General features: G+C 64.7%; 23 protein-coding genes. 15 read left to right on the plus strand and 8 right to left on the minus strand.

Annotated features, from left to right (window positions below):
- Nucleotides 1–50: 50 nt before the first annotated feature.
- Nucleotides 51–380 carry an EscU/YscU/HrcU family type III secretion system export apparatus switch protein gene (locus Q6A48_RS00635; protein ID WP_304551127.1) on the minus strand — a complete coding sequence of 110 codons (330 nt, stop codon included), beginning with the start codon at nucleotides 378–380 and terminating at the stop codon, nucleotides 51–53.
- Nucleotides 377–1,948 carry a flagellar hook-length control protein FliK gene (gene fliK, locus Q6A48_RS00640; RefSeq protein WP_304551128.1) on the minus strand — a complete coding sequence of 524 codons (1,572 nt, stop codon included), beginning with the start codon at nucleotides 1,946–1,948 and terminating at the stop codon, nucleotides 377–379. Before fliK ends, Q6A48_RS00635 begins: the two co-directional genes overlap by 4 nt.
- Nucleotides 1,949–2,145: 197 nt before the next feature.
- Between fliK and ccmA the strand changes: the two genes are divergently transcribed.
- The 11 genes from ccmA (at nucleotide 2,146) to Q6A48_RS00695 (ending at nucleotide 12,027) form a co-directional block, all read left to right on the plus strand.
- Nucleotides 2,146–2,781, plus strand: coding sequence for a cytochrome c biogenesis heme-transporting ATPase CcmA (gene ccmA / locus Q6A48_RS00645; RefSeq protein WP_304551129.1), 636 nt, complete (start codon nucleotides 2,146–2,148; stop codon nucleotides 2,779–2,781).
- Nucleotides 2,778–3,446, plus strand: a complete 669-nt coding sequence (gene ccmB / locus Q6A48_RS00650; RefSeq protein WP_003183957.1) for a heme exporter protein CcmB — start codon at nucleotides 2,778–2,780, stop codon at nucleotides 3,444–3,446. Before ccmA ends, ccmB begins: the two co-directional genes overlap by 4 nt.
- A 94-nt stretch (nucleotides 3,447–3,540) precedes the next feature.
- Complete coding sequence (locus tag Q6A48_RS00655; protein WP_304551131.1) at nucleotides 3,541–4,296, plus strand: heme ABC transporter permease; 756 nt, start codon at nucleotides 3,541–3,543, stop codon at nucleotides 4,294–4,296.
- Nucleotides 4,293–4,469, plus strand: coding sequence for a heme exporter protein CcmD (gene ccmD, locus Q6A48_RS00660; protein WP_042729135.1), 177 nt, complete (start codon nucleotides 4,293–4,295; stop codon nucleotides 4,467–4,469). The genes Q6A48_RS00655 and ccmD overlap by 4 nt, the downstream gene beginning before the upstream one ends.
- On the plus strand, nucleotides 4,466–4,921 hold the full coding sequence (gene ccmE, locus Q6A48_RS00665) for a cytochrome c maturation protein CcmE (RefSeq protein ID WP_042729136.1): 456 nt from the start codon (nucleotides 4,466–4,468) through the stop codon (nucleotides 4,919–4,921). Before ccmD ends, ccmE begins: the two co-directional genes overlap by 4 nt.
- 3 nt (nucleotides 4,922–4,924) lie before the next feature.
- The gene (locus tag Q6A48_RS00670; protein ID WP_304551132.1) at nucleotides 4,925–6,913 is read left to right on the plus strand and encodes a heme lyase CcmF/NrfE family subunit; all 1,989 of its coding nucleotides are present in this window, start codon (nucleotides 4,925–4,927) and stop codon (nucleotides 6,911–6,913) included.
- The gene (locus Q6A48_RS00675; RefSeq protein WP_304551133.1) at nucleotides 6,910–7,446 is read left to right on the plus strand and encodes a DsbE family thiol:disulfide interchange protein; all 537 of its coding nucleotides are present in this window, start codon (nucleotides 6,910–6,912) and stop codon (nucleotides 7,444–7,446) included. Before Q6A48_RS00670 ends, Q6A48_RS00675 begins: the two co-directional genes overlap by 4 nt.
- Nucleotides 7,443–7,916 (plus strand): cytochrome c-type biogenesis protein, encoded by a 474-nt coding sequence (locus Q6A48_RS00680; RefSeq protein ID WP_304551134.1) that lies wholly within the window; start codon nucleotides 7,443–7,445, stop codon nucleotides 7,914–7,916. The genes Q6A48_RS00675 and Q6A48_RS00680 overlap by 4 nt, the downstream gene beginning before the upstream one ends.
- Complete coding sequence (gene ccmI, locus Q6A48_RS00685) at nucleotides 7,909–9,129, plus strand: c-type cytochrome biogenesis protein CcmI (RefSeq protein WP_304551135.1); 1,221 nt, start codon at nucleotides 7,909–7,911, stop codon at nucleotides 9,127–9,129. The genes Q6A48_RS00680 and ccmI overlap by 8 nt, the downstream gene beginning before the upstream one ends.
- Before the next feature lie 14 nt (nucleotides 9,130–9,143).
- On the plus strand, nucleotides 9,144–9,551 hold the full coding sequence (locus tag Q6A48_RS00690; protein WP_003183942.1) for a hypothetical protein: 408 nt from the start codon (nucleotides 9,144–9,146) through the stop codon (nucleotides 9,549–9,551).
- A gap of 382 nt (nucleotides 9,552–9,933) precedes the next feature.
- Nucleotides 9,934–12,027 carry an LTA synthase family protein gene (locus tag Q6A48_RS00695; RefSeq protein WP_304551136.1) on the plus strand — a complete coding sequence of 698 codons (2,094 nt, stop codon included), beginning with the start codon at nucleotides 9,934–9,936 and terminating at the stop codon, nucleotides 12,025–12,027.
- 58 nt (nucleotides 12,028–12,085) lie between these two features.
- On the opposite strand, the gene Q6A48_RS00700 is transcribed toward Q6A48_RS00695, so the two are convergent.
- Nucleotides 12,086–12,238 (minus strand): DUF3309 family protein, encoded by a 153-nt coding sequence (locus tag Q6A48_RS00700; RefSeq protein ID WP_003183939.1) that lies wholly within the window; start codon nucleotides 12,236–12,238, stop codon nucleotides 12,086–12,088.
- A 290-nt stretch (nucleotides 12,239–12,528) separates the two neighbouring features.
- Here Q6A48_RS00700 and Q6A48_RS00705 point away from each other — a divergent pair, with 290 nt between their 5' ends.
- From Q6A48_RS00705 to csrA, 3 genes are all read left to right on the plus strand, one after another.
- On the plus strand, nucleotides 12,529–13,344 hold the full coding sequence (locus Q6A48_RS00705; RefSeq protein ID WP_304551150.1) for an SDR family oxidoreductase: 816 nt from the start codon (nucleotides 12,529–12,531) through the stop codon (nucleotides 13,342–13,344).
- 57 nt (nucleotides 13,345–13,401) lie between these two features.
- Nucleotides 13,402–13,734 (plus strand): YnfA family protein, encoded by a 333-nt coding sequence (locus tag Q6A48_RS00710; RefSeq protein WP_304551152.1) that lies wholly within the window; start codon nucleotides 13,402–13,404, stop codon nucleotides 13,732–13,734.
- Between the two features lie 150 nt (nucleotides 13,735–13,884).
- Nucleotides 13,885–14,085: a carbon storage regulator CsrA gene (gene csrA / locus Q6A48_RS00715; RefSeq protein WP_042730428.1), complete on the plus strand. Its 201-nt coding sequence runs from the start codon at nucleotides 13,885–13,887 to the stop codon at nucleotides 14,083–14,085.
- On the opposite strand, the gene Q6A48_RS00720 is transcribed toward csrA, so the two are convergent.
- From Q6A48_RS00720 to mnmC, 5 genes are all read right to left on the minus strand, one after another.
- Complete coding sequence (locus Q6A48_RS00720; RefSeq protein WP_024778700.1) at nucleotides 14,074–14,301, minus strand: YheU family protein; 228 nt, start codon at nucleotides 14,299–14,301, stop codon at nucleotides 14,074–14,076. The two genes, csrA and Q6A48_RS00720, sit on opposite strands and share 12 nt — an antisense overlap.
- 203 nt (nucleotides 14,302–14,504) lie before the next feature.
- On the minus strand, nucleotides 14,505–15,695 hold the full coding sequence (locus tag Q6A48_RS00725) for an osmoprotectant NAGGN system M42 family peptidase (protein WP_369811643.1): 1,191 nt from the start codon (nucleotides 15,693–15,695) through the stop codon (nucleotides 14,505–14,507).
- Between the two features lie 159 nt (nucleotides 15,696–15,854).
- Nucleotides 15,855–17,603 (minus strand): N-acetylglutaminylglutamine synthetase, encoded by a 1,749-nt coding sequence (gene ngg / locus Q6A48_RS00730; RefSeq protein ID WP_304551154.1) that lies wholly within the window; start codon nucleotides 17,601–17,603, stop codon nucleotides 15,855–15,857.
- Between the two features lie 3 nt (nucleotides 17,604–17,606).
- Nucleotides 17,607–19,379, minus strand: coding sequence for an N-acetylglutaminylglutamine amidotransferase (locus Q6A48_RS00735; RefSeq protein WP_304551155.1), 1,773 nt, complete (start codon nucleotides 19,377–19,379; stop codon nucleotides 17,607–17,609).
- A 278-nt stretch (nucleotides 19,380–19,657) separates the two neighbouring features.
- Complete coding sequence (gene mnmC / locus Q6A48_RS00740) at nucleotides 19,658–21,640, minus strand: bifunctional tRNA (5-methylaminomethyl-2-thiouridine)(34)-methyltransferase MnmC2/FAD-dependent 5-carboxymethylaminomethyl-2-thiouridine(34) oxidoreductase MnmC1 (RefSeq protein ID WP_304551156.1); 1,983 nt, start codon at nucleotides 21,638–21,640, stop codon at nucleotides 19,658–19,660.
- A gap of 121 nt (nucleotides 21,641–21,761) precedes the next feature.
- On the opposite strand from mnmC, the gene pap reads away from it, so the two are divergent.
- Nucleotides 21,762–23,282, plus strand: coding sequence for a polyphosphate:AMP phosphotransferase (gene pap / locus Q6A48_RS00745; protein ID WP_304551157.1), 1,521 nt, complete (start codon nucleotides 21,762–21,764; stop codon nucleotides 23,280–23,282).
- The last annotated feature ends 29 nt before the right edge of the window (nucleotides 23,283–23,311 follow it).

The following is a 23,311-nucleotide window of genomic DNA, read 5'->3' on the forward strand; positions in this document are numbered from 1 at the left end:
CGTTATCAACGCACCCTCCTGCCGGACACTGGCCTTGGCCAGGGCTCGTTTCAGTAGTCGTCCCCGCGTTCCGTCACGTCCTTTTCCTGTGCCGGTGCGTTTGGGTCGTAGCCCTTGGGGAACTTGCCCTTCAAGTTCCAGGCGAATGCGATGATTTCGGCAATCGTGCGGTACAGCTCTTCCGGGATGCTGTCGCCCAGTTCCAGCCTGGCCAGCAGCTTCACCAGCTCGGCGTTCTCATATATCGGTACTTCGCTGTCCCGGGCGATCCGCAGGATTTCCTCGGCCAGGGCTTCGTCGCCCTTGGCGGTGAGGGTCGGGGCGTGCTGGCCGTCGTACTTGAGGGCGATGGCCTGGCGCGGTTCGGTGTGGGTTGTCATGCGGTTTCATCCACCCAGCGTTGTTCGAGTCGGGTCTTGGGGCCTTGGGGTGGGATGCCGAGGTGGCAGTCCAGGTCGCCGACGTTCAGGCCGCAGTCCAGTAGCCGCTCACGCAGTGCGGCGAGGTTGCGCTCGATCAGGCTCGCGGTGTAGGGCCGCTGCGCCCACAGCTGGCTCGACAGGCTGCCACTGAGCAGTTGGGCCTGGATCTGCAAGGGGCCCAGCGGCTCCATGTCGAAGGCCAGTTCCATCCGCCAGAGTTGCTGTTTCGGCTCACGTTCTTCCCGGCGCTCGTCGGGGTGCTCCCGAGGCGGGGTTTCCTCGCGCTGGAACTTGACCTGCAAGGGCACGATGTCCTGCAGGTTGCGCATGGGGATCTCCAGTTGCCAGGTGCTCATCAGCCGGCCGTCGGGGGTCAGGCCCGTCTGCTCCAGGCTCGACAACTGATGGCTCTGCAGGCGCGACACGGCCGCGGCGGCCAGGCGCAGCAGGTGCTCCAGGTCGCCTTCGTCGTCCTGCTCCTTCAACAGTCGCGAGGGCAGGGGAAAATTGGTCGGTTGCGGCTTGGCGCTGACCTGGCCGAGCATCCCCAGGGCGCTGCGTACGAAGGTCGGCAGCGCCTGGGCCAGGGTATTGGCGGCGATGATGGCGCCCAGATTGGTAGACGCGGGCAGGGCCGGGGTCAGTTGGGCGATCAGTTTCAACAGGTCGCTTTTCATGTCCGCAGCCGGGCCCGACGGCAGTCCGGCAACCAGTTTGCTTTCAAGGAATACCCCGCTGGCCACCACGGCCTGGGCCAAGCCCTTGGGCGTGCTCAATTGCTCGACATCCGGCAGGCCCGCCAACAACCGCGTCACGGCGGCGCGCAGTTCGGCCCCGGTGTCGTCACTGGGTACAAGGTTCTGCAGGGCGTTGAGCAGGCTGTCCAGGGAGCCTTGGCGGCTCACTTGGGTGGCCAGTTGCTGGCTCACCGCCAGTTGCTCCTGGCGATTGCTCAAGGGTACGAATTTCAGGGTCTGGGCATCCTGCACCTGGGCGCTCAACAACGTGCCGATGCGCAGCGGCTGCGGGCTGTCGATGTCCAGGGTGGCCCCCGCCTGGGCGGTGTTGAGCAGGCTCACCAATGATCGGTAGACCGCCGGTTGCCCCGGTAATTGCGGCAAGGGCTGGCTGGTCAGCACCTTGCCCTGCAGCAGGGTCCCGACCGGCATTTGCGTGGTGTCGATGCGGGTCAGGGTGGCGACGCTGGAGGCAATGGCCTGCTGCACCGTAACGGCCAGGTTGGTGGCCGAGGGTTGGGTCACCGCCAGGCTCGTGCCCTGGGGCAACGGCTGCGTGCTGGTGGCCTGCACCGTGGTCTGGCGGCCGCTCTCCAGGGTGACCTTGAGCAACAGCTGGAAAGTCTGGTCGGCCTGCTTGAGGGAAAGGACTTCGGCACTCGCCGTCTGGCCGGCGCCGATCAGGCCTTCGACCGGCGTCAGCAGTTTGAGCAGCTCGCCACTGACCACGGGCGTACGCGTCGTCGCCGTGGGCTGAGGCAGCGGCTGAATGTTCATGTCACCTGTCATCAGCAGTCTTACCTTGGGAAAATAGCCCTCTTTCGCGCAGGGCACGGCATGTATAATGCCGCCCGTCCTACAGGGAGTGGCGAAAACCTTGCGATTGTTTGACGCAGCTCTGTGGAACAGGCCATCAATGCATCTATGCTGCATCTCTTTAACGGCCGCTGCACCGCCGACTTGAACCGTATAAGGCCCGCGATCCCTTGACCAGCCCTCTTTTGCAAACCGTCGGCCTCGCCTGTGAGCGAGACCTGCGGCTGCTGTTCGAACATCTCGAATTGAGACTCTCGCCCGGCGATATGGTGCAGGTCAGTGGCCCCAACGGCAGTGGCAAGACCAGCTTGCTGCGCCTGCTGGCCGGGTTGATGCAGCCCACCGCGGGCCAAGTGCTGCTCAATGGCCAGCCGTTGCAGAGCCAGCGCAGCGAACTGGCGCGCAACCTGCTCTGGATCGGCCATGCCGCCGGGATCAAGGACCTGCTGACCCCGGAAGAAAACCTCAGCTGGCTCTGCGCATTGCATCGACCGGCCGCCCGCGAGGCGATCTGGCAGGCGCTGGCCACAGTGGGCCTGCGCGGTTTCGAAGACGTACCGTGCCACACCCTGTCCGCCGGCCAGCAGCGCCGCGTGGCCCTGGCCCGGTTGTACCTGGACAGCCCGCCGCTGTGGATTCTCGACGAGCCCTTCACCGCTCTGGACAAGCAGGGCGTGGCGCAGCTCGAGGAGCACCTGGCCGGGCATTGCGAGCGCGGTGGCACGGTGCTGTTGACCACCCACCACACGCTGGCGCGCATGCCGTCCGGTTATCGCAGCATTGACCTGGGGACCTGGGCGGTATGAGTGTGTTTGGGTTGTTGTTGGCCCGCGAGGCGCGCCTGTTGTTTCGTCGTCCGGCCGAGTTGGCCAATCCGCTGGTGTTCTTCGCGATCGTCATCGCGTTGTTCCCGCTGGCCGTCGGACCGGAGACTCAATTGTTGCAAACCTTGTCGCCAGGACTGGTCTGGGTGGCGGCACTTTTGTCGGTCCTGCTCTCGCTGGACGGGCTTTTCCGCAGTGATTTCGAAGATGGTTCCCTGGAACAGTGGGTCCTTTCGTCGCACCCCCTGGCCCTTCTGGTTTTGGCCAAGGTACTGGCACACTGGGTTTTTTCCGGATTGGCGCTGGTGCTGCTCTCGCCGCTGCTGGCCATGATGCTGGGCTTGCCCGCCGCGTGCATGCCGGTGCTGCTGGTGTCGCTGCTGTTGGGCACGCCGGTGCTCAGCTTGCTGGGTGCGGTGGGCGCGGCGTTGACGGTGGGTCTCAAGCGCGGCGGCCTGCTGCTGGCCTTGTTGATCCTGCCGCTGTACATCCCGGTGTTGATCCTCGGCAGTGGCGCCTTGCAGGCTGCCTTGCAGGGCATGCCGGCGACCGGTTATCTGCTGTGGCTTGGGAGCCTGACCGCCCTGGCGATAACCCTGACACCCTTTGCAATAGCCGCTGGCCTGAAGATCAGCGTCGGCGAATAATAATCAGGCCTGGTCAAGCATTGACCACTTCCCCGGAAGTAAAGGCCGCCCCGGCGGTTCGTGATGGCGAGCCGCAACCGTGATGGAAACAGCAATGAACTGGACCTGGTTTCACAAGCTCGGCTCACCCAAGTGGTTCTATGGCATCAGCGGCAGGCTGCTGCCCTGGCTGAGCGTCTTCGCGCTGCTGTTGATCGGCTCCGGCCTCGTCTGGGGCCTGGCCTTCGCCCCGCCGGACTACCAGCAGGGCAACAGTTTCCGCATCATCTACATCCATGTGCCCACGGCGATGCTGGCCCAGTCCGTCTACGTGATGCTGGCGGTGTGCGGGGTGGTCGGGCTGGTGTGGAAGATGAAGCTGGCCGACGTGGCCCTGCAATGCGCGGCCCCCATCGGCGCGTGGATGACCGCCGTGGCGCTGGTCACCGGCGCCATCTGGGGCAAGCCGACCTGGGGTTCGTGGTGGGTCTGGGATGCCCGACTGACGTCGATGCTGATCCTGCTTTTCCTGTACTTCGGTCTCATTGCGCTGGGCAACGCCATCAGCAATCGTGACAGCGCCGCCAAGGCGTGCGCGGTGCTGGCGATCGTCGGGGTGATCAATATCCCGATCATCAAGTACTCGGTGGAGTGGTGGAACACCCTGCACCAGGGCGCGACGTTCACCCTCACCGAAAAACCGGCGATGCCGGTGGAGATGTGGCTGCCGCTGCTGCTGACGGTGCTGGGTTTCTATTGTTTCTTCGGCGCGGTGCTGCTGCTGCGCATGCGCCTCGAAGTGCTCAAGCGCGAAGCCCGCGCCAGTTGGGTGAAGGCCGAAATACAGAACAGCCTGGAGGCCGCTCGATGAGTTTCGCTTCATTCGGCGATTTCCTCGCCATGGGCCATCATGGCCTGTATGTCTGGTCGGCCTACGGCATCTGCCTGGCGGTGCTGGCCCTCAACGTGGCGGTGCCGATCCTGGCCCGCAAGCGGTATCTGCAACAGGAGGCGCGTCGTCTGCGCCGGGAGAACGGTCAGTGAATCCGCTGCGCAAAAAACGTCTTGTCATCATCCTGGCGATCCTGGTGGGTGTCGGTGCCGCGGTCGGCCTGGCCCTCAGCGCCTTGCAGCAGAACATCAACCTGTTCTACACCCCGACCCAGATCGCCAACGGCGAAGCGCCCCATGACACGCGCATCCGCGCCGGCGGCATGGTGGAGAAGGGCTCGCTGGTACGTTCCGGGGATTCGCTGGACGTGACCTTCAACGTCACCGACTTCAACAAGACCGTCACCATCACCTACCGCGGCATCCTCCCGGACCTGTTCCGCGAGGGGCAGGGCATCGTCGCCCTGGGCAAGCTCAACGCCAGTGGCGTGGTGGTCGCCGACGAAGTTCTGGCCAAGCACGATGAAAAATACATGCCGCCGGAAGTGACCAAGGCCCTGAAGGACAGCGGTCAGTCGGCGCCTGCTCCCGTGAAGGAGGGCTGATCGATGAGTACCGGTATCTTCATTCCCGAGTTGGGCCATCTGGCGATGATCCTGGCCCTGTGCTTTGCCCTGGTGCAGGCCGTGGTCCCGCTACTGGGTGCCTGGCGGGGCGACCGTTTGTGGATGAGCCTGGCCCAGCCGGCGGCGTGGGGACAGTTCGCCTTCATGGTGTTCGCCTTCGGTTGCCTGACCTACGCCTTCATGACCGACGACTTTTCCGTGGCCTACGTCGCCAGCAACTCCAACAGCGCCTTGCCCTGGTACTACAAGTTCAGTGCGGTGTGGGGTGCCCATGAGGGGTCGCTGCTGCTCTGGGCGTTGATCCTGGGCGGCTGGACCTTCGCCGTCTCGGTGTTCTCCCGGCAGTTGCCCCAGGTGATGCTGGCCCGGGTGCTGGCGGTGATGGGCATGATCAGCACTGGCTTCCTGCTGTTCCTGATCGTCACCTCCAACCCGTTCGCCCGCCTGCTGCCGCAGATGCCCACCGATGGGCGCGACCTCAATCCGCTGTTGCAGGACATTGGCCTGATCGTCCACCCGCCGATGCTGTACATGGGCTACGTCGGCTTCTCCGTGGCCTTCGCCTTCGCCATCGCGGCGTTGCTGGGCGGACGCCTGGACGCCGCCTGGGCCCGCTGGTCGCGACCCTGGACCATCGTCGCCTGGGCGTTCCTCGGCATCGGCATCACCCTCGGTTCGTGGTGGGCCTACTACGAACTCGGCTGGGGCGGCTGGTGGTTCTGGGACCCGGTGGAAAACGCCTCGTTCATGCCCTGGCTGGTGGGCACGGCGCTGATCCACTCCCTGGCGGTCACCGAAAAGCGCGGGGTGTTCAAGAGCTGGACCGTGCTGCTGGCCATCGCGGCGTTCTCCCTCAGCCTGCTCGGGACCTTCCTGGTGCGTTCCGGCGTCCTGACCTCGGTGCATGCCTTCGCCTCCGACCCCGAGCGCGGCGTGTTCATCCTGCTATTCCTGCTGTGCGTGGTCGGCGGTTCGTTGACCTTGTTCGCCCTGCGCGCGCCGGTGGTGAAAAGCCAGGTCGGCTTCAACCTCTGGTCGCGGGAAACCCTGTTGCTGGGCAATAACCTGGTGCTGGTGGTGGCCGCCTCGATGATCCTGCTGGGGACGCTGTACCCGTTGGTGCTCGATGCGTTGTCCGGGGCCAAGCTGTCGGTCGGACCGCCGTACTTCAATGCCCTGTTCATCCCGTTGATGGCGATCCTGATGGTGGTGATGGCCATCGGCGTACTGGTGCGCTGGAAAGACACCCCGCTCAAGTGGCTGCTGGGCATGTTGACGCCCGTGCTGCTGGGCACGGCGGCCCTGGCCGTGGTGGCCGGCGTGGCCTATGGCGATTTCAACTGGGCGGTGCTGGCCACGTTCGTGCTGGCGGCCTGGGTACTGCTGGCCGGTGTACGGGACATCTTCGACAAGACCCGGCACAAAGGCCTGCTCAAGGGCCTGCCGACCCTGACCCGCAGCTACTGGGGCATGCAGGTCGCCCACCTGGGCATCGCCGTCTGCGCCCTCGGCGTGGTCCTGTCGAGCCAGAACAGTGCCGAGCGCGACCTGCGCCTGGCCCCGGGAGAGTCCATGGAGCTGGCCGGCTATCAGTTCGTGTTCGAAGGCGCCAAGCATTTCGAAGGGCCGAACTTCACGTCCGACAAAGGCACCGTGCGGGTCATCCGCGACGGTCAGGAAGTGACGGTCCTGCACCCGGAAAAACGCCTGTACACGGTGCAGAACTCGGTGATGACCGAAGCCGGCATCGATGCCGGTTTCACCCGCGATCTCTATGTGGCCCTGGGCGAGTCCCTGGGCGACGGCGCCTGGGCCGTGCGGGTGCACGTCAAGCCGTTCGTGCGCTGGATCTGGTTCGGTGGCCTGCTCACTGGCCTGGGTGGGGTGCTGGCGGCGCTGGACCGGCGTTATCGGGTCAAGGTGAAGACCCGGGTGCGTGAAGCCCTGGGCGTGACGGGAGCCGCTGCATGAAACGTTGGTTGATGGTGTTGCCGCTGGCGCTGTTCCTGGTGGTGGCGGTCTTTTTGTACCGGGGGCTTTACCTGAACCCGGCCGAGTTGCCCTCGGCGATGATCGGCAAGCCGTTCCCGGAGTTTTCCCTGCCGTCGGTGCAGGGCGACAAGACCCTGACCCGCGCCGACCTGCTGGGCAAGCCGGCGCTGGTCAACGTGTGGGGCACCTGGTGCATCTCCTGCCGGGTCGAGCACCCGGTGTTGAACAAGCTGGCGCAGAACGGCGTGGTGATCTACGGCGTCAATTACAAGGACGTCAACGCCGATGCGCTGAAGTGGCTCGCCGAGTTCCACAACCCGTATCAACTGGACATCCGCGACGAGGAGGGCTCCCTGGGCCTGAACCTGGGTGTCTATGGCGCGCCGGAAACCTTCTTCATCGACGCCAAGGGCGTCATCCGCGACAAGTACGTCGGGGTGATCGACGAGCAGGTCTGGCGCGAGAAGCTGGCCGCCAAGTACCAGGCGCTGGTAGACGAGGCCAAGCCATGAAGCGTTGGTTGGCAGCCGCCTTGCTCGGATTGAGCCTGGTGGGGGTGGCCCACGCCGCCATCGACACTTACGAATTCGCCAACGAAGGCGAGCGCGAGCGGTTCCGCGAACTGACCAAGGAACTGCGCTGCCCCAAGTGCCAGAACCAGGACATCGCCGACTCCAACGCGCCGATTGCCGCCGACCTGCGCAAGGAAATCTTCCGCATGCTCGGCGAGGGCAAGGACAACCAGCAGATCATCGATTTCATGGTCGATCGCTACGGTGAGTTCGTGCGCTACAACCCCGCCCTGTCCTCCAAGACCGCGCTGCTCTGGTTCGGCCCAGCCGGCCTGTTGCTCGGTGGCTTCGTGGTCATCGCCGTGATCGTGCGCCGTCGTCGGGTGCAACGCACGGCCGCCCCGGACACGCTTTCCGTCGAAGAGCGCCAGCGCCTCGACCAACTGTTGGATAAAACCACGCATGATTGATTTCTGGCTCGCCGCAGGTCTGCTTCTCCTGGTCGCCCTGAGTTTCCTGTTGATCCCTGTGTTGCGCGGGCGCCGCGCCCAGCGGGAGGAGGACCGTACCGCGCTCAACGTGGCGCTGTACCAGGAGCGCATCGCCGAATTGCAGGCCGAGCGGGAGGAGGGCGTGCTCAACGCCGCGCAACTGGACACCGGGCGCGCCGAGGCCGCCCGTGAACTGCTCGCCGACACCGAGGGCGCCGAGGTGCCGCGCGAATCGCGCCTGGGCCGGCCGCTGCCGTTGCTCGCCGCCGTGCTGGTGCCGTTGCTGGGTCTGGGCCTGTACCTGCATTTCGGCGCCAGCGACAAGGTCGAGCTGACCCGCGAATTCGCCCAGGCGCCGCAGTCGATGGAAGAAATGACCCAGCGCCTGGAGCGTGCGGTGGCGGCGCAACCGGACAACGCCGAGGGCTTGTATTTCCTTGGCCGTACCTACATGGCCCAGGACCGGCCGGCGGACGCGGCGAAGATCTTCCAGCGCACCGTGGCGGTGGCCGGCCGCCAGCCCGAGCTGCTGGGCCAATGGGCCCAGGCGCAGTATTTCGCCGATGGCAAGAAATGGTCCGGGCAAGTCCAGGCCCTGACTGACGAAGCGCTGAAGCTCGATCCGAAGGAGGTCACCAGCCTCGGCCTGCTGGGCATTGCCGCGTTCGAGGGCGAGCGCTACCAGGACGCGATCGACTACTGGGGCCGCTTGTTGGTGGAACTGCCGGAAGGTGACAAGTCCCGCGAGGCGTTGCAGGGCGGTATTGCCCGCGCCACCGAGAAACTCCAGGCCGCTGGCGGCCAGGTCGCGCCGATCCAGGCCCAGGCCCCGGCTCCCGCCGCGAAGGCAGCCGCCGCGCTCAAGGTGCGTGTCGACCTGGCCCCGGCGCTTAAGGCCAAGGTGCAGCCCGGCGACAGCGTGTTCATCTTCGCCCGCGCCGCCTCCGGCCCGCCGGCGCCGCTGGCGGCCAAGCGCCTGACGGTCGCCGACCTGCCAGTGACCGTGGAGCTGGGGGACGCGGACGCGATGATGCCGCAACTGAAACTGTCGAACTTCCCTGAAGTCCAACTGGTGGCGCGCATCTCCCGTGCCGGTCAACCCACCGCCGGCGAATGGATCGGTCGCAGCCAGCCCCTGGCCAGCAGCACCACCGCGGCGCAGCACCTGACCATCGACAGCCCGGATCAATAACAGGAATTCGCACCATGACCGCCATCGCTCGCATTACCCTGCTCACGCTGGTCCTGGGCCTGAGCGCTTGTGCGGTCCAGCGTCCGCCGGAGCCTTCGACGCCGCTGCCGCCGATCCCGCCCTCGACCCCCACCACCAAGCCCGGCCCCTCTACGCCGCCGGGCAAGCCGGTGACCCCGAACAAACCGGCCAAGCCCGTGCCGCGCACCTCCGCCAGTTTTGCCCCGCCGCCGGGGGGCAACAGTCATTGGGACGCCAAGCTGGGGGTCTACGTGCTGGATAACCAGACCAACACCTTCTATCGCCAACGCACGTACTACCGCTGGAATAACGGCTGGAGTCGCTCCGTCAGCCCGAACGGCCCGTGGGAAGACACCACCATCGAAGGCGTGCCGGCGGGGCTTGGGCGCCAGTTCCACTAAACACGAAGCGCCCTGTGGCGGGGGGATTTATCCCCGTTGGGTCGCGAAGCGGCCCCATCCAGTGGACTTACATACCGAGGCAGCAGGTTTTAGGGCTGCTTCGCAGCCCAGCGGGGATAAATCCCCTCGCCACAATAAGACTCGTCACTTAGTCTCGGGCACTCCGGGGATTTGTGTTTCCGAATATTCATTGAACAAAATTTTCACAAAATCTTGCGGACAATCCCCCGCGCTTTATCGCCGCCGGTTATTTAATGGCAATGCCATGGCCGTTCGTGCAAACATTTGCGCACTTGCGCAAGCCCCGGGGCCAGGCATTGGCCAACAGAGGGCGCGCCGTTGTTCTTTTTGTCACTTAAACTCCAATAGGTCCTAAAACGACATGGCAATTCCGGACGCCCTGAGTCAGCAGCGCACTACGCATCGCCTGCTGCAACCGACCGTCAAATCACACCTGGCCTACACCCTGCTTTGCGCCCTGGTGATGATGGTCATGTTCAGCCTGCTGCGCGTCGCGCTGCTGGTCTACAACCGCGAGATGATCCTCGACACCCCGGCCTCGACCTTCGTTGAAGCGTTCATCAACGGCTTGCGATTCGACCTGCGCCTGGTGGTCTACCTCTGCATCCCATTACTGCTGGCGTTGTTCAGCGCCAGGGCCATGGCGGCGCGCGGGTTCTTCCGTTTCTGGCTGACGGTCACCTCCAGCATCGCCTTGTTCCTGGGCCTGATGGAGATGGACTTCTACCGTGAGTTCCACCAGCGCCTCAACGGCCTGGTCTTCCAGTACGTCAAGGAAGATCCGAAGACCGTGATGAGCATGCTCTGGTACGGTTTCCCCGTGGTGCGCTACCTGCTGGCCTGGGTCGGCGGCACGGTCATCCTGGCGCTGGCGTTCAAGGGCGCCGACCGGGCGACCCGTCCCCGTGGGCCGTTCAGTGGCGGCAGCATCGGCACCCGCCAGGTCGCCCCGTGGTACGCACGCGTGGCAGTGTTCATGGTCTGCCTGCTGGTGGCCGTGGTCGCCGCCCGTGGCACCCTGCGCCAGGGCCCGCCCCTGCGTTGGGGCGACGTGTACACCACCGACTCCAACTTCGCCAACCAGCTGGGCCTCAATGGCACGTTGTCGCTGGTGGCGGCGGCCAAGAGCCGGATGTCCGAAGACCGCGACAACATCTGGAAAGCCACCCTGGAACAACCGTTGGCCCAACAGACCGTGCGCGACATGCTGGTGATGCCCGACGACAAGCTGGTGGACACCGAGACCGCCGCCGTGCGCCGCGACTACACGCCGCCGGCCGACAAGACGCTGCCCATCAAGAATGTGGTGGTGATCCTCATGGAAAGCATGGCCGGTCACTCGGTGGGCGCCCTGGGCGCGCCGGGTAACATCACGCCTTACCTGGACAAACTGTCCAAGGAAGGCCTGCTGTTCGACCGCTTCTTCTCCAACGGCACCCACACCCACCAGGGCATGTTCGCCACCATGGCGTGCTTCCCGAACCTGCCCGGCTTCGAATACCTGATGCAGACCCCGGAAGGCAGCCACAAGCTGTCGGGCCTGCCGCAACTGCTCAGTGCCCGCGACTACGACGACGTGTATGTCTACAACGGCGATTTCGCCTGGGACAACCAGTCGGGTTTCTTCAGCAGCCAGGGCATGACCAACTTCATTGGGCGTAACGATTTCGTCAACCCGGTGTTCTCCGATCCGACCTGGGGCGTGTCCGACCAGGACATGTTCGACCGTGGCCTGATCGAGCTCAAGGCGCGGGAAAACGGCAAGCCGTTCTACGCCTTGCTGCAAACCCTGTCGAACCACACGCCGTATGCGTTGCCGACGCCGTTGCCGGTGGAGCGGGTCACCGACCGCGGCAGCCTGAACGAACACCTGACCGCCATGCGCTATGCCGACTGGGCCCTGGGCCAGTTCTTCGAGAAGGCCCGCAAGGAGCCGTACTTCAAGGAAACCCTGTTCGTGGTGGTGGGCGACCATGGCTTCGGCAATGAGCGCCAGATCACCGAAATGGACCTGGGTCGCTTCAACGTCCCGTTGCTGTTGATCGGCCCCGGTGTCCAGGAAAAATTCGGCCAGCGCAACCACACCGTGGGCACCCAGGTCGATATCGTGCCGACCATCATGGGCCGCATCGGCGGCCAGGTGCGCAACCAGTGCTGGGGACGCGACCTGCTGAACCTGCCGCAGGGCGATACCGGTTTTGGCGTGATCAAGCCGTCGGGCAGCGAGCAGACCACCGCAATCATCCGCGACGACCAGATCCTGGTCCTGCCGAAGGAAAAGGAAATGCCGCCGAAGATGTACCGCTATGAACTGGGCGCCAATCCCCGTGCGGAGATCGTCCCGGATGCACCGGACACTGCGCAGATGAAACTCAAGCTCGAGTCGTTTTTGCAGACGGCCACCAAGAGCCTGTTGGATAACACCGCCGGTGTGGTCGACGGCAAGCCGGACTGATCTCGGCAAGCAAAAAAAAAGAGGCCGCAAGGGCCTCTTTTTTTTTGCGCCTAGTGGTTCATATCTTGCCCAGTAGGAGCAGGACCAACAGCACCACCAACACGACGCCGATAATACCGGACGGGCCGTAACCCCAACTTCTGGAGTGCGGGAAGACCGGCAGGCCACCGATCAGCAGGAGGATCAGGATGATGATAAGAATCGTGCCCATTGTAGATTTCCTTATTGGTCAGTTCCGGGTTGATGCAACTTTTAACTGCCAGCACGCATGCAATAAATCCGGGCGGCTTAACAAGTCCGACCGTAACGTCCTGTAAAAAATTCAATGTTTTTTATTGGCCCATGAAGGCGCGGTTGTGCAGCTCGACGCCACTAATGGGCGCCTCGATCAAAACCCCTTACAGTTTGCCCTCGGCATTCAGCAATCTGATGGAGCGTGGGTCCGGCGGGGTCCTTCGCTACACTCGGCCTATCTCTCCCGGAACAACAAGGCTGTCTGCTATGCAAAATCGCATGATGATCACTGGTGCCGGCTCTGGCCTGGGTCGCGAAATCGCGCTGCGCTGGGCTCGCGAAGGCTGGCGGCTGGCCTTGTCGGATGTCAGCGAACCCGGCCTGGTGGAAACCCTGCGCGGGGTGCGCGAGGCAGGCGGCGACGGTTTCATCCAGCGTTGTGATGTGCGCGACTACAGCCAATTGACCGCGTTCGCCCAGGCCTGCGAAGAGAAGCTCGGCGGCATCGACATCATCGTCAACAACGCGGGCGTGGCCTCGGGCGGATTCTTCAGCGAACTGTCCCTGGAGGATTGGGACTGGCAGATCGCAATCAACCTCATGGGCGTGGTCAAGGGCTGCAAGGCGTTCCTGCCGTTGCTGGAACAAAGCCGTGGCAAGATCATCAACATCGCCTCCATGGCGGCCTTGATGCAAGGGCCGGCCATGAGCAACTACAACGTGGCCAAGGCCGGCGTGGTGGCCTTGTCGGAAAGCCTGCTGGTGGAATTGGCCCAGCAGGAAATCGGCGTGCACGTGGTATGCCCGTCGTTCTTCCAGACCAATTTGCTCGATTCCTTCCGCGGCCCGACGCCGGCCATGAAGGCCCAGGTCGGCAAACTGCTGGAAAGCTCGCCCATCAGCGCCGCCGATATTGCCGACTACATCTATCAGCAAGTCGCCCAGGGCCAGTTCATGATCCTGCCCCACGAACAGGGGCGGGCGGCCTGGGCGCTCAAGCAGCAAGCCCCGCAGAAGTTGTATGACGAAATGACCGTCATGGCCGACAAGATGCGCGCCAAGGCCCGGCAGAACCCGAGTTGACCTGGCGACCCGGTGTCCTCAGGATGGCGCCATTCGGCCTTCCTGACGGACACCTGCATGCTCAATTACCTGTGGTTCTTTCTCGCCGCGCTGTTTGAAATCGCCGGCTGCTACGCCTTCTGGATGTGGCTGCGCCAGGGCAAGAGCGCCTGGTGGATCGCGCCGGCGTTGCTCAGCCTGACCCTGTTCGCCCTGTTGCTCACACGCATCGAAGCCACCTATGCCGGTCGTGCCTACGCCGCCTATGGCGGCATCTACATCATCGCCTCGATCGGCTGGCTGGCGGTGGTGGAGCGGGTCCGGCCGCTGGGTTCGGACTGGATCGGCGTGGCACTGTGCGTGCTGGGGGCGAGCGTGATCCTGTTCGGTCCACGGTTTACGGCGAGCTGAAATAAACGCCGCTATACAGGTTTTTGCAGGACATTTCCTTCAGCTCGCAGAGCTTTGCTTGTAGGGCCTTACTGATTTGTCGTGGGAGCCTTGAGAACCTGAATCAGGCCGGGCATGGTCAAGGTCCAGTCATTCTTAAGGACAAGAACCATGCTCGTACTAAGCCGCGCTGTGGGCGAATTGATTTCCATCGGTGACGACATTTCCGTGCGCGTGCTGTCGGTTACCGGCGGCACCGTGCGTTTTGGCGTCGAGGCGCCACGGCACATCGATGTCCATCGCTCCGAAATCTACGAAAAGATCCAGAAGAAAAAGGCCCACGCCCAGCGCAAGGCCTGCTCAGTCGAATAGGTGCTTGGGCACGTCGTGCTTGAGCATCAGTTGGCACTGCTCGCTCTCGGGATCGAAGACGATCATCGCCTGGCCCTTGGTCAGCGCCTGTCGCACCCGCAGTACGCGGGTTTCGAGGGGCGTGTCGTCGCCATTGTCGGTGCCGTCGCGGGTCACGAAATCCTCGATCAGGCGAGTGAGCGTGTCGACTTCGAGTTGGTCGTGGGGGATGAGCATGGGGTACCTCGGCTAGACAATGGGGCGATGCTACGACCAATGGGCGTTTGCGGCTAGCCTATGGCTTCGGTCGCTGCAGATCCTGGTGGGAGCGGGCTTGCTCGCGAAAGCGGCGGGTCAGCTTGCATCCATACCGAATGTGCCTCTGTCTTCGCGAGCAAGCCCGCTCCCACCACGGGTGTGAAATGCGCCCCGCGATTTGCTCAGCTATCGGAGCGCTGCCCCAGCAAGCTGTCCACCGACGGCACCCGGGTGTCGCTTTCCATCTGCGCATCGTGTTCGATCTGGTGGCTGAAGCGGTCCAGTGAACCCTGGGCCGGTTGCGCGTCGCTGGCGAATACCGGTGGGCTGAGGATGTAGGCACCGAGCAGGCGGCTGAGGGCGGCGAGGCTGTCGATGTGGGTGCGTTCGTAGCCGTGGGTGGCGTCGCAGCCGAAGGCCAGCAGCGCGGTGCGGATGTCATGGCCGGCGGTGATGGCCGAATGGGCGTCGCTGAAGTAGTAGCGGAACAGGTCCCGGCGGGCCGGCAGCTCATTCTCCTTGGCCAGCTTCAGCAGGTGCCGCGACAGGTGATAGTCGTAGGGGCCACCGGAGTCCTGCATGGCCACGCTCACCGCGTGTTCGCTGGAATGCTGGCCGGGGGCGACCGGGGCAATGTCGATGCCGACGAATTCGCTGACGTCCCAGGGCAATGCGGCGGCGGCACCGCTGCCGGTTTCCTCGGTGATGGTGAACAGCGGGTGGCAATCGATCAGCAGTTCTTCACCGCTGTCGACGATGGCCTTGAGCGCCGCCAGCAACGCGGCGACACCGGCCTTGTCGTCCAGGTGGCGGGCGCTGATGTGGCCGCTTTCGGTGAACTCCGGCAATGGGTCGAAGGCCACGTAGTCGCCGATGCCAACTCCTAGGGTCTCGCAGTCGGCGCGGGTGGCGCAGTAGGCGTCCAGGCGCAGTTCGATGTGGTCCCAACTGATGGGCATTTCATCCACGGCGGTATTGAACGCATGCCCCGAGGCCATCAGGGGCAGCACGCTACCGCGGATCACGCCGGTGTCGGTGAACAGGCTGACCCGGCTGCCCTCGGCAAACCGGCTCGACCAGCAGCCCACCGGGGCCAGGGTCAGCCGGCCGTTGTCCTTGATGGCCCGCACCGAGGCGCCGATGGTGTCCAGGTGCGCCGACACGGCGCGGTCAGGGCTGCTCTTGCGGCCCTTGAGGGTGGCGCGGATGGTGCCACGGCGGGTCATTTCAAACGGGATACCCAGTTCTTCGAGCCGTTCGGCGACGTAGCGCACGATGGTGTCGGTGAAGCCGGTCGGGCTGGGAATGGCGAGCATTTCCAGCAGGACTTTTTGCAGGTATTCGAGATTCGGTTCGGGAATTTTGCTGATCATGGAAACTCCTGATGGATTGAGCGCATCGATGGTTTCGATGAGAAAAAAGCGCGTGCCTGACGTGGAACCGTTGATCGCGGCCCTGCTCGTTCCCACACTGTTCAATAGAGCATTCGTGGGAGCGAGCTGGCCCGCGATGGCGCCAGGCCAGGCACCGCTCTAGCAGGCCACCGCCTGGCTATGGGGGAACAACAGGTCCACAAAGCGTTCGGCGGTGGGTTGCGGTTCGTGGTTGGCCAGCCCGGCGCGTTCGTTGGCTTCGATGAACACGTAGTCGGGCTGGTCGGCGGCCGGCACCAGCAGGTCGAGGCCGACCATGGGAATGTCCAGTGCCCGGGCGGCGCGTACCGCCGCGTCGGCCAGGGTCGGGTGGAGGATGCCGGTGACGTCTTCCAGGACTCCGCCGGTGTGAAGGTTCGCCGTGCGCCGGACGAACAGGTGTTCTCCCGCCGGCAGCACGCTGTCGTAGTCGAACCCCGCCGCGCTGAGCGTGCGCTCGGTCTCGGCATCCATCGGGATTTTGCTTTCGCCGCCGGTGGCGGCCTGGCGCCGGCGGCTCTGGGCTTCGATCAGGGCGCCGATGGTGTGCTGTCCATCGCCGATCACTTCCGCTGGCCGGCGGATGGCCGCCGCCACCACTTCGAAGCCGATCACCAGGATCCGCAGGTCCAGCCCTTCATGGAAGCTTTCCAGCAAGACCCGGCTGTCGAATTGCCGGGCGGCTTCGATGGCGGCTTGCACCTCTTCGATGGTGCGCAGGTCCACCGCCACGCCTTGGCCCTGTTCACCGTCCAGCGGCTTGACCACGATGCGTTCGTGCTCGTCGAGAAACGCCAGGTTGTCGTCGGCATTGCCCGCCAGTTGTTGCGCCGGCAGGTTCAGGCCGGCATTTTTCAGGACCTTGTGGGTCAGGCTCTTGTTCTGGCACAGCGTCATGCTGATGGCGCTGGTCAGATCGCTCAGGGACTCGCGGCACCGCACCCGGCGGCTGCCGTGGACCAGGGTGAACAAGCCGGCCTCGGCATCGTCCACCTGGACCTCGATGCCGCGGCGCCGGGCTTCCTCGACGATGATCCGCGCATAGGGATTGAACTGCGCCTCGGGGCCCGGGCCGAGGAACAGCGGCTGGTTGATGCCATTCTTGCGCTTGATGGCGAAGGTCGAGAGGTTGCGAAAGCCAAGCTTGGCGTAGAGGTTCTTCGCCTGGCGATTGTCGTGCAGCACCGACAGGTCGAGGTAGCTCAGGCCGCGGCTCATGAAATGCTCGACCAGGTGGCGCACCAGCACTTCGCCAACGCCGGGCCGGGAGCATTGCGGGTCCACGGCGAGGCACCAGAGGCTGCTGCCGTTTTCCGGGTCGTTGAAGGCTTTCTGGTGATTCAGGCCCATGACGCTGCCAATCACCGCGCCGGTGTCGTCGTCCTCGGCCAGCCAGTAGACCGGGCCACCTTCGTGGCGCGGGGTCAGGCGCCGCGGGTCGATGGGCAGCATGCCCCGGGCCTGGTAAAGCTGGTTGATGGCTTGCCAGTCGGCGTCCCCCTGGGCCCGGCGGATGCGGAACCCGCGGAACACCCGCGTGGCCTGGCGATAATCGCTGAACCACAGGCGCAAGGTGTCGGACGGATCGAGGAACAGATGCGCCGGTTCCAGCCCCAGGACTTGCTGGGGCGCGGCGACGTACAGGGCGATGTCGCGTTCGCCGGGTTGTTCATTGAGCAGTTCCTGGGCCAGGCACGCCGGGTCCGGGAAGGTATGGCCGATCAGCAGCCGGCCCCAGCCGCAGTGCACGGCGATCGGCTCGGCGCCCATTGCGCTGCCATCTTCGGCCAGGCGTGCCTGCAAGCGTTCGTAGGAAGGCGCCTGGCCGCGCAAGAGGCGTTGGTTGTGAACGGTAGGGTGGGGTTTCATCAATCAGATTCCTTGCTCGCTGAGCCACAGGTTCAGCGCCGCCAGTTGCCACAGTCGCGAGCCGCGCAGCGGGGTCAATTGGCCATTGGGGTCGGTGAGCAGGCGGTCGAGCATGGCCGGCTTGAACAGCCCGCGATCCTGGCTCGGATCCAGCAGCAGTTCGCGTACCCAGGCCAGCGTGTCGCCTTCCAGGTGCTTGAGGCCCGGCACCGGGAAATAGCCTTTCTTGCGATCGATCACCTCGCTGGGGATCACGCGCCGGGCGGCTTCCTTGAGCACCTGCTTGCCGCCGTCGGGCAGCTTGAATTTGGCCGGCACCCGGGCCGAAAGCTCCACCAGCCGGTAGTCGAGGAACGGCGTGCGCGCTTCCAGGCCCCAGGCCATGGTCATGTTGTCGACGCGCTTGACCGGGTCGTCCACCAGCATCACCGTGCTGTCCAGGCGCAGGGCCTTGTCCACGGCGGCGTCGGCACCCGGTTGAGCGAAATGCTCCTTGACGAAGTCACCGGCGGCGTCGTTGGCCGTCAGCCACTTGGGCTGCACCGTGTCGGCGTATTCCTCGTAGCTGCGATCGAAGAACGCCGCGCGGTAGGCCGCGTAGGGATCGCTGGCACCGTCCACCTGCGGGTACCAGTGGTAACCGGCGAACAGCTCGTCGGCACCCTGGCCGCTCTGCACCACCTTGCAGTGCTTGGCCACTTCCCGCGACAGCAGGTAGAACGCGATGCAGTCGTGGCTGACCATCGGTTCGCTCATGGCGCGGAACGCGGCAGGCAACTGTTCGATGATCTCTTTTTCGTCGATGCGCAGTTGGTGGTGGCGGGTGCCGTAGTGCTTGGCGATCAGGTCCGAGTACTGGAATTCGTCGCCGCGCTCGCCGCCGGCATCCTGGAAACCGATGGAAAAGGTGGACAGGTCGTCCACGCCGACTTCCCGCAGCAAGCCCACCAGCATGCTCGAATCGACGCCGCCGGACAGCAGCACGCCCACATCCACGGCGGCGCGTTGGCGGATGGCCACCGCTTCGCGGGTGCTGTCGAGCACACGGTCGACCCAGTCTTCCAGGTCCAGGTGCTGTTCATCGGCACGGGGGCCGTAGGGCAGGGTCCACCAGGTTTTCTGCTCGGTGGTGCCGTCGGCGTCGATCCGCATCCAGGTGGCGGGCGGCAGTTTTTCAACGCCGGCCAGCAAGGTGCGCGGGGCCGGGACCACCGCATGGAAATTCAGGTAGTGGTTCAGGGCCACCGGGTCGAGCATCGGACTGATGTCACCGCCCTTGAGCAAGGCTGGCAATGCCGAGGCGAAGCGCAAGCGCTGGCCGGTACGCGACAGGTACAACGGCTTGACGCCGAGACGGTCACGGGCGATGAACAGCCGCTTGGCGTCGCGCTCCCAGATGGCGAAGGCAAACATGCCGTTGAGCTTGGGCAGCAGGGCCTCGCCCCAGGCATGGTAGCCCTTGAGCAGCACCTCGGTGTCGCCGCCGGAATAAAAGGCATAGCCCAGCGCTTCGAGCTCGGCGCGCAGTTCCGGGAAGTTGTAGATCGCGCCGTTGAAGGCCAGGGACAGGCCCAACTGATTGTCGATCATCGGCTGCGCCGAGCCGTCCGACAGGTCCATGATCTTCAGGCGACGATGGCCCAGGGCAATCGGCCCCTGGCTATGGAAACCCCAGGCGTCAGGGCCACGCGGGGCCAAGTGATGGGTGATTCGCTCTACGGCCGCGAGGTCCGCAGGTTGTTGATCGAAACGTAACTCTCCAGCTAATCCGCACATAAGTCCTTACCGGTTTTTCCGTTGGGGAGGGGGTCAGGCAACGTCCGCCGAAAGGGCGGGTACTCTGAAACTGACCGGGGGGATTGCTGTGAGTTTTAGATCGATCCGTTATAAGCCGGCGGGGTTGGAGCTGTCTTACGACTCAGGGATAAGAAGAACCTGTGGGAGCGAGCTTGCTCGCGATGGCAGTGTGTCAGTCAGCTCAGATGCCAACTGATCCACCGCTATCGTGAGCAAGCTCGCTCCCACAGGGATTGGGGTGCACCATTAAATGCGTGTCAGGCCTTGCCCCGAATCAAGGCCCGCAACGCGAACCGGTTCGGGTGACAGGCCTCGGCCACGCTTCTGGGCAACGGCAGCGGTTCGTTGTCCAGCCAGGCGGCGATCAGTTCCCCCGACAAGGGCGCGGTGATCAGGCCGCGGGAGCCGTGGCCGCTGTTGACGTACAGGCCGTCGAGCCAGGGGCAGGGAATGTCTGGCACCTGGCGGGCGTCCCTGGCCAGGGCGTGGTAGGCCTCGTTGAACGCCTGGCTGTCAGCCAGGGGGCCCACGATCGGCAGGTAGTCCGGGCTGGTGCAGCGGAACGCCGCGCGGCCTTCGAGCCGTTGCGGGTCCAGGGCGCCGGCGTCCAGGCGGTCCAGCAGGTCCTCGGAGATTTCCTTGAGCATCTGCAGGTTGCCGGCATGTTCGGCGGCGGTGGGGGTGAGGTCGTCGCTGCTGAAATCGAAACTGGCGCCCAGGGTGTGTTCGCCCAGCCGTGGCGGCGCCACATAGCCTTCGGCGCAGACCACGGTGGCCAGGTCCTGGCTGCGTGCGGTTTGCGGCAACCGGGTGATTTGTCCGCGAATGCGCTTGAGGGGCAGCCCGGCGGCCGGTTCGAAACGCTTGATTTCGGCGGCGCTGGCGAGGATCACCACCGGCGCGCTGGCCAGGCATCGTTCACCGTCCCACGCTTGCCACTGGCCGTCCACGCGGCGCAGCTCCAGCACTTCATGATGGGCCTGCACCTCGATTGCCGGGCTCGCGGCCTGCCAGCGGCACAGCGCCGGCGGGTGCACCCAGCCGCCTTCGGGGTAGAACAAGCCGCCGCAGGCCAGGCCGATGCCCGACCGCGACCGGGCTTCGGCTTGCGCCAGGGGCCGCAGCAAATCTACGGGGAATGCCTCGGCCAGTTGCGCCTGGCGCTCGGCTTCCTTGTGGTTGAACGCCAGTTGCAGGACGCCGCAACCGTCCCAGTCCACGCCGCGTTGCAGGTGCTCCAGCAGGCGTCGGGTATAGCCGAAGCCACTGAGGATCATCTGCGACAGCGCGGTGCCGTGGGCCGACAACTTGAGGTACAGCACGCCCTGGGGATTGCCCGACGCTTCCTCGGCCAAGCCGGCATGGCGCTCCAACAGCGTCACCTGCCAGCCACGTGCCGCAAGGCTGGCGGCGCTGGCACAACCGGCCAGGCCGCCGCCGATCACCAGGGCCCGCCGTTCGCCAACCCGCGCAGCGGGGCGGGCATACCAGGGCTTCACCGGGGACGGCGCCGGCGTCTGCTGCGGCCAGCCCAGGAAGGCGCCGCGCAGGATCTCCCATTTGTGGCCGATGCCCGGCGTGCGCTTCATCTTGAAGCCTGCGGCATTCAGCAACCGCCGCACCCAACCGGTGCTGGTGAAGGTGCTGAGGGTTGATCCGGGGGCCGCCAGGCGTGCCAGTTCGGCGAACAGTTCGGCCGTCCACATTTCGGGGTTCTTGGCGGGGGCAAATCCGTCGAGGAACCAGGCGTCGATCTGGGCATCCAGTTGCGGCAACTGCTCCAGGGCATCGCCGATCAGCAAGGTCAGCGTCACCCGTCCGTTGGCCAGGACCAGCCGTTGGAAACCCTGGTGGATGGCCACGTACTGCCCCAGCAATTGCTCTGCCTGCACTTGGAGCGATGGCCAGAGGGCCAGGGCGCGACGCAGGTCCTCGGGGCTCAAGGGGTACTTCTCGACACTGACGAAATGCAGTCGCGCACGGGCCGGTGCGCACTGCTCGAACAACTGCCAGGCGCAGAGGAAGTTCAGGCCGGTGCCGAAACCGGTTTCGCCGATCACCAGGCGCCCGTCGTGGGGCAGCGCGGCGAAACGCTCGGCCAACCGGTTCTGTTCGAGGAACACGTAGCGCGTTTCATCCAGCCCCGACTGGTCGGAAAAATACACATCGTCGAACACCCGCGAACGCGGGCGACCCTGGTCGTCCCAGTCGAGTTGGGCGTGTTGCTGGATAGACGTCATGGCAGGCTCGGTGAAAACGGGGAGACCATTCTAGCCGATGCCGTGGGCCGGGCCCTACGCGGCGCTACACCGCAGGGCCTTCAATCCGCTAGTCTTGGTCCATCCCTGGAAGGAGTTGCCCATGTTTGAATCCGCTGAAATCGGTCACGTCATCGACAAAGACACCTTCGAGGCCGAGGTGCCGGCCCTGCGCGAAGCGTTGCTCGAAGCGCAATTCGAGTTGCAGCAGCAGGGTCGCTTTCCGGTCATCGTGCTGATCAATGGCATCGAAGGCGCGGGCAAGGGCGAGACGGTGAAGCTGCTCAACGAGTGGATGGACCCGCGGTTGATCGAAGTGCGCACCTTCGACCAGCAGACCGATGAGGAACTGGCGCATCCACCCGCCTGGCGCTACTGGCGGATGCTGCCGGCCAAGGGGCGCATGGGGATCTTCTTCGGCAACTGGTACAGCCAGATGCTGCAGGGGCGGGTCCATGGCGAATTCAAGGATCCACGGCTCGACCAGGCGATCAACGCCGCCGAGCGCCTGGAAAAGATGCTCTGCGACGAAGGCGCGTTGATCTTCAAGTTCTGGTTCCACCTGTCCAAGAAACAGATGAAAGCCCGGCTCAAGAGCCTCAAGGATGACCCGCTGCACAGCTGGCGCATCAGCCCGCTGGACTGGCAGCAATCGCAGACCTACGACAAGTTCGTCAAGTACGGCGAGCGGGTGTTGCGCCGCACCAGCCGCGACTACGCGCCCTGGCATGTGATCGAGGGCGTGGACAGCTGTTATCGCAGCCTCACGGTCGGGCGGATCCTGCTGGAAGGCTTGCGCCAGGCGCTGGACCGGCCGAAGGTCAAGCCGGAAAAGGTCAGCGTGGCGCCGCTGCCGGCGCTGGACGACCAGGTCACGCTGATCGACAGCCTGGACATGACCCTGAGCCTGGACAAGGACGACTACGAAGAACAGCTGATTACCGAACAGGCGCGCTTCGCCGGCCTGCTGCGGGACAAACGCATGCGCCGGCATGCCCTGGTGGCGGTGTTCGAAGGCAACGACGCAGCCGGCAAGGGCGGTGCGATCCGGCGGGTCGCGGCGGCGCTCGACCCGCGCCAGTACAGCATCGTGCCGATCGCCGCGCCCACCGAGGAAGAGCGCGCCCATCCCTACATGTGGCGGTTCTGGCGGCACCTGCCGGCGCGGGGCAAGTTCACTGTGTTCGATCGTTCCTGGTATGGCCGGGTGCTGGTGGAGCGGGTCGAGGGGTTCTGCAGCCGGGCCGATTGGTTGAGGGCCTATGGCGAGATCAACGATTTCGAAGAGCAGATCGCCGATGCCGGCGTGGTGGTGGTCAAGTTCTGGCTGGCCATCGACAAGCAGACCCAGCTGGAGCGCTTCCAGGCCCGCGAGGACATCCCGTTCAAGCGCTTCAAGATCACCGAGGATGATTGGCGCAACCGCGACAAGTGGGACGCGTACCGGGCCGCGGTGTGTGACATGGTGGACCGCACCAGCACCGAGATTTCCCCCTGGACGTTGGTGGAGGCCAACGATAAGCGCTGGGCGCGGGTCAAGGTATTGCGCACCTTGAACCACGCCTTGGAAGAGGCCTTCGAACGCGCCGATAAACAGGCGCGGAAGAGGAAGTCCAGGAAATAGGCCGATGGCGGCGCATACGCGAGGTGAAT

This window comes from Pseudomonas citrullilanati, assembly GCF_030580855.1.
Lineage (GTDB): Bacteria > Pseudomonadota > Gammaproteobacteria > Pseudomonadales > Pseudomonadaceae > Aquipseudomonas > Aquipseudomonas citrulli.